This is a genomic window from Arthrobacter sp. Hiyo1, assembly GCF_001263615.2.
In the GTDB taxonomy this organism is placed as follows: Bacteria; Actinomycetota; Actinomycetes; order Actinomycetales; family Micrococcaceae; genus Arthrobacter.
In genome coordinates, this window is sequence record NZ_DF952468.1 from 393,667 (window position 1) to 397,819 (window position 4,153).

The 4,153-nt window shown below is 62.5% G+C and carries 3 protein-coding genes; all 3 read left to right on the top strand.

Features of this window, described 5'->3' with window-relative positions; translation table 11 throughout:
- The coding region (locus AHiyo1_RS01750) for a TCP-1/cpn60 chaperonin family protein (protein WP_275937031.1) at positions 1-723 on the top strand (723 nt) is incomplete at its 5' end.
- A 343-nt stretch (positions 724-1,066) separates the two neighbouring features.
- A complete protein-coding gene (locus AHiyo1_RS01755) occupies positions 1,067-3,121 on the top strand; it encodes an acyltransferase family protein (protein WP_059387420.1) in 2,055 nt (684 codons plus the stop codon).
- 207 nt (positions 3,122-3,328) lie between these two features.
- A partial coding sequence (gene guaB, locus AHiyo1_RS26030; protein WP_253257113.1) for an IMP dehydrogenase occupies positions 3,329-4,153 on the top strand: 825 nt, incomplete at its 3' end.

A 4,153-nucleotide genomic window follows, 5' to 3' on the forward strand; every position in this document is an offset into this window, starting at 1 on the left:
GTTGTTTCCCCGGAGCTCGGCCTGTCCCTGGACCAGGTTGGCCTCGAGGTCCTCGGCAGCGCCCGCCGGATCACCGTCACCAAGGACAACACCACCATTGTTGACGGCGCCGGTACGCCTGAGGACGTCGCAGCGCGCGTCGCCCAGATCCGTGCAGAGCTGACCCGCACCGACTCCGATTGGGACCGCGAAAAGCTGCAGGAAAGGCTTGCGAAGCTGGCAGGAGGCATCGGCGTCATCAAGGTCGGCGCAGCCACCGAGGTCGAGCTCAAGGAAAAGAAGCACCGCATCGAGGACGCAGTGTCCTCCACGCGTGCTGCCCTGGAAGAGGGCATCGTCTCCGGCGGTGGATCCGCCCTCATCCACGCCCTCAAGGCACTGGACGAGGACTCTGCCGTCAAGGCACTGGAAGGCGACGCGGCTGCCGCCGTCGGCATCGTTCGCCGTGCCCTGACCCAGCCCCTTCGCTGGATCGCCCAGAACGCCGGCTTCGACGGTTACGTCGTCGTGGCCAAGGTTGCCGAGCTGGAAGCCAACCACGGCTTCAACGCGAAGTCCGGCGTGTACGAGGACCTGATCGCCGCCGGCGTGATCGACCCCGTCAAGGTCACCCGCTCCGCACTCCAGAACGCCGCATCCATCGCAGCCCTGGTTCTCACCACCGAGACCCTTGTTGTCGAGAAGCCGGCCGAGGAAGACGAGCACGCAGGCCACAGCCACTAGTCCCCACCGCCTCCCTAGCCTCGCTTCGCTTCGGCCAGGGAGCCCGGGCGGTGTGGGCCCATCTGTGTGAAAGAAGGCCCGGTCCCCTTGAGGGGGCCGGGCCTTTCTTTTTAAAGCAACGCGGGGTCACTTACGGCCCATTGGGTGCTGCCGGATGGGCCGTAAGTGACCCCGCGTTGCCCGGAAAACGGCATGGAGGATTGACCCAGACAACGCTCCGGAAGCTCCCAGCCCCTTGTGTCCTAATGGATCATAGGAAGTTGGTTGAACGCGGTCTCAATTGACGACGAACATTTCGAATCAGTAGGGTAGACGGTTTGAGTAGCACCCTGGAGGCAAGACTTTGACAACCACGCGCCCGATTGCGCTACGGCGAACTAGCGGCGAGACGCAGAAATCGGCCCCCAAGTCAACGTTCCGTCCTGAGATCCAAGGGCTTCGATCTGTTGCCGTCCTCATGGTTGTCACGTACCACATCTGGTTCGGCCGGGTCTCCGGCGGGGTGGATATTTTCCTCCTGGTCTCTGCATTCCTCATGACGGCGCAGTTCACACGGCGGTATGCCGGTGGGCGGCAGACGGAACTGATCAAGCACTACCTTCATCACTTCCGGAGGCTCTTGCCGGCAGCCGTGACGGTGATCGTTGGAACGCTGGCCGCCACTTTCCTCTTCATGCCGGCCACCCGCTGGGTCGATACCATCAAGCAGGGCTGGGCTTCACTCTTCTACGTTGAGAACTTCCTGCTGCAGTCGCAGGCAGTCAACTACTACGCCGCGGACCACAGCCTGGCCAGCCCGCTACAGCATTTCTGGTCGCTGTCCATCCAAGGACAGGTCTTCATTGTCTGGCCGATCATCTTCGTGGGCGCTGGCTGGGTGGCGAGGAGGTTCAGGCTCGCGTACGTTCCCCTTCTGCGTTACATCTTTGGATTAGTCTTCCTGGTTTCCCTGGTGTATTCGGTCCTCTACACCGCTTCGGACCAATCGGCGGCGTACTTCTCGACGGCGGCCAGGCTGTGGGAGTTTGCCCTGGGGACTCTTCTGGCACTTTTCCTGCCTTCGGTCAAAATACCCAGGTCGGCCAGGATCGTCCTAGGCTGGCTCGGTATCCTGGCGATGCTCAGCTGCGGGCTCATCCTCGACGTCGAGGGGGTCTTCCCCGGGTGGTTGGCCTTGTGGCCAACGCTGGCCGCAGCCTGTATCCTCGCGGCAGGCCAGACCCAGAGCCGGTTCGGAATCGACCGGATCCTCAGTTCCAAGCCGCTCGTGCGGATGGGAAACAATTCGTACGCCCTCTACCTCTGGCACTGGCCCATGTTGGTCATCTATCTGGCTTGGTCCGGCAAGACCCACGCCGGCTGGTTGTCCGGCACAGTGATCATTGTGGGTGCCTTCGTCCTGGCTGTTCTGACCACCAGGTTCATCGAGAAGCCGTTGCGGGGTTGGAAGTGGCCCGAGGCCAACCGGCGCAGAAGCGCGATTTCGCTGGTTGCGGTAGGGGCCGTGGCTATTTTGCCCTTGGCGGGTTGGCCCCTGCAGATCGAGCAGACAAACCGTGCCTTGGTTGCAAACATGGATGCCCGCAACCCCGGAGCGGCGGCCGTGGGCGGGGACTTCGTGTACACCCCCGATCCAGGGGTGCCCTTGGTTCCAAGCATGACTGCCGTTGATGGGGACTGGCCGGTTTTCCCGACCGCCTGCACAGGGACCGCCGACCCGCAGGAGTTCGTCAACCGATGCACCAACGGGATCAAGAACGGGACGAAGTCCGTGGTGGTCATAGGCAGTTCGCACGCCCACGTGCTGAACACGCCGCTGCTTACGATGGCCGCAAAGAACAATTGGAGCCTGACGTCCATCACGAAGGGATATTGCCCGCTTGGCGAGGACACCGCGGCAGACATTACGCAGGCATGCGTTGACTTCAACAAGGCCACGCTCGCAGAGGTCCTGAAGATGAAGCCGGATGTTGTGGTGACGACCAGTACGCGCACCAATGCTCAGAGCAACGTCCCGGAGCGGCTCGATCCTTCCTGGGTCACGGAAGTAAAGACCCTCAACGACGCCGGAATCCAAGTGGTCGCCTTCCGAGACACACCACGGGCAGCGCAGCCAGTTCCCGCTTGCCTTGAGAAGAACCCCGGCGCGTATGTTGCCTGTGGTTCCCAACGCGCCGAAATCTATTCGGAAGACTCCCCGACGGGGGCCGTCGCCGCGGCAATGCCCGACACGAAATTCCTGGACCTCTCGAAGTACTTCTGCCCTGATGCGAATTGTCCTGCAGTGATCGGCAACGTGATTGTCTACAAGGACGACAACCACGTGACCGCCACCTACATGAAGACCCTGACCCCATACTTCGAGAAGGCGTTCATGGCCGCGACCGGGTGGAGCTAGGCGGCCAGAGTTGGGTTGTCCAGCGGCTCGGCGGCGGATGCCGGGTGCTGTTGCTCACATTGCCCTCGCGGAATATGGGGATCGGCGGCGAGGTTCTACTATTTATTCAGAACCTTTCTGCACAGGCCAGTCCCGTAATGACGGGCTGGTCATCAGCTGCAACCCCTACCAGAGCAACCCCCAAGAACCAAGGTAAGAGGCGCACTCATGACCCAGCCCGAACACGATCCCTTTGGCTTTGTTGGCCTGACCTATGACGACGTCCTGCTGCTGCCGGGCCACACCAACGTCATTCCGTCCGAAGCTGACACCTCCTCCCGGATCTCCAAGCGGATTTCGGTCCAGACCCCGCTGCTGTCCGCCGCCATGGACACTGTCACCGAGTCCCGGATGGCCATTGCCATGGCCCGCCAGGGTGGCCTTGGCGTCATCCACCGCAACTTGTCCATCGAAGACCAGGCCGACCACGTCGACCGCGTCAAGCGCTCCGAGTCCGGGATGATCACCAACCCCCTGACCATCCACCCGGAGGCCACCCTTCAGGAACTGGACGAACTGTGTTCGCGTTACCGGGTTTCCGGCCTGCCCGTGATCGACACGGACGGCCGTCTGCTCGGTATCGTCACCAACCGCGACACCCGCTTCGTTCCGGAGTCCGACTTCCCGCTGAGGCTGGTCAGCGACGTCATGACCAAGATGCCGCTCATCACGGGCCACGTGGGCATCAGCCGCGAAGAGGCTTCGCACAAACTGGCCACCAACAAGATCGAGAAGCTGCCCCTCGTTGACGAGCAGGGTCGCCTCAAGGGCCTGATCACCACCAAGGACTTCACCAAGGCCGAGCAGTACCCGCTCGCGACGAAGGACGAGGAAGGCCGCCTCCGGGTCGGCGCAGCCATCGGGTTCTTCGGCGACGGCTGGGAACGGGCCATGGCCCTGATCGACGCCGGTGTCGACGCGCTTTTCGTGGACACCGCCAACGGCCACTCGCAAGGTGTCCTGGACATGATCACGCGCCTGAAGTCGGATCCC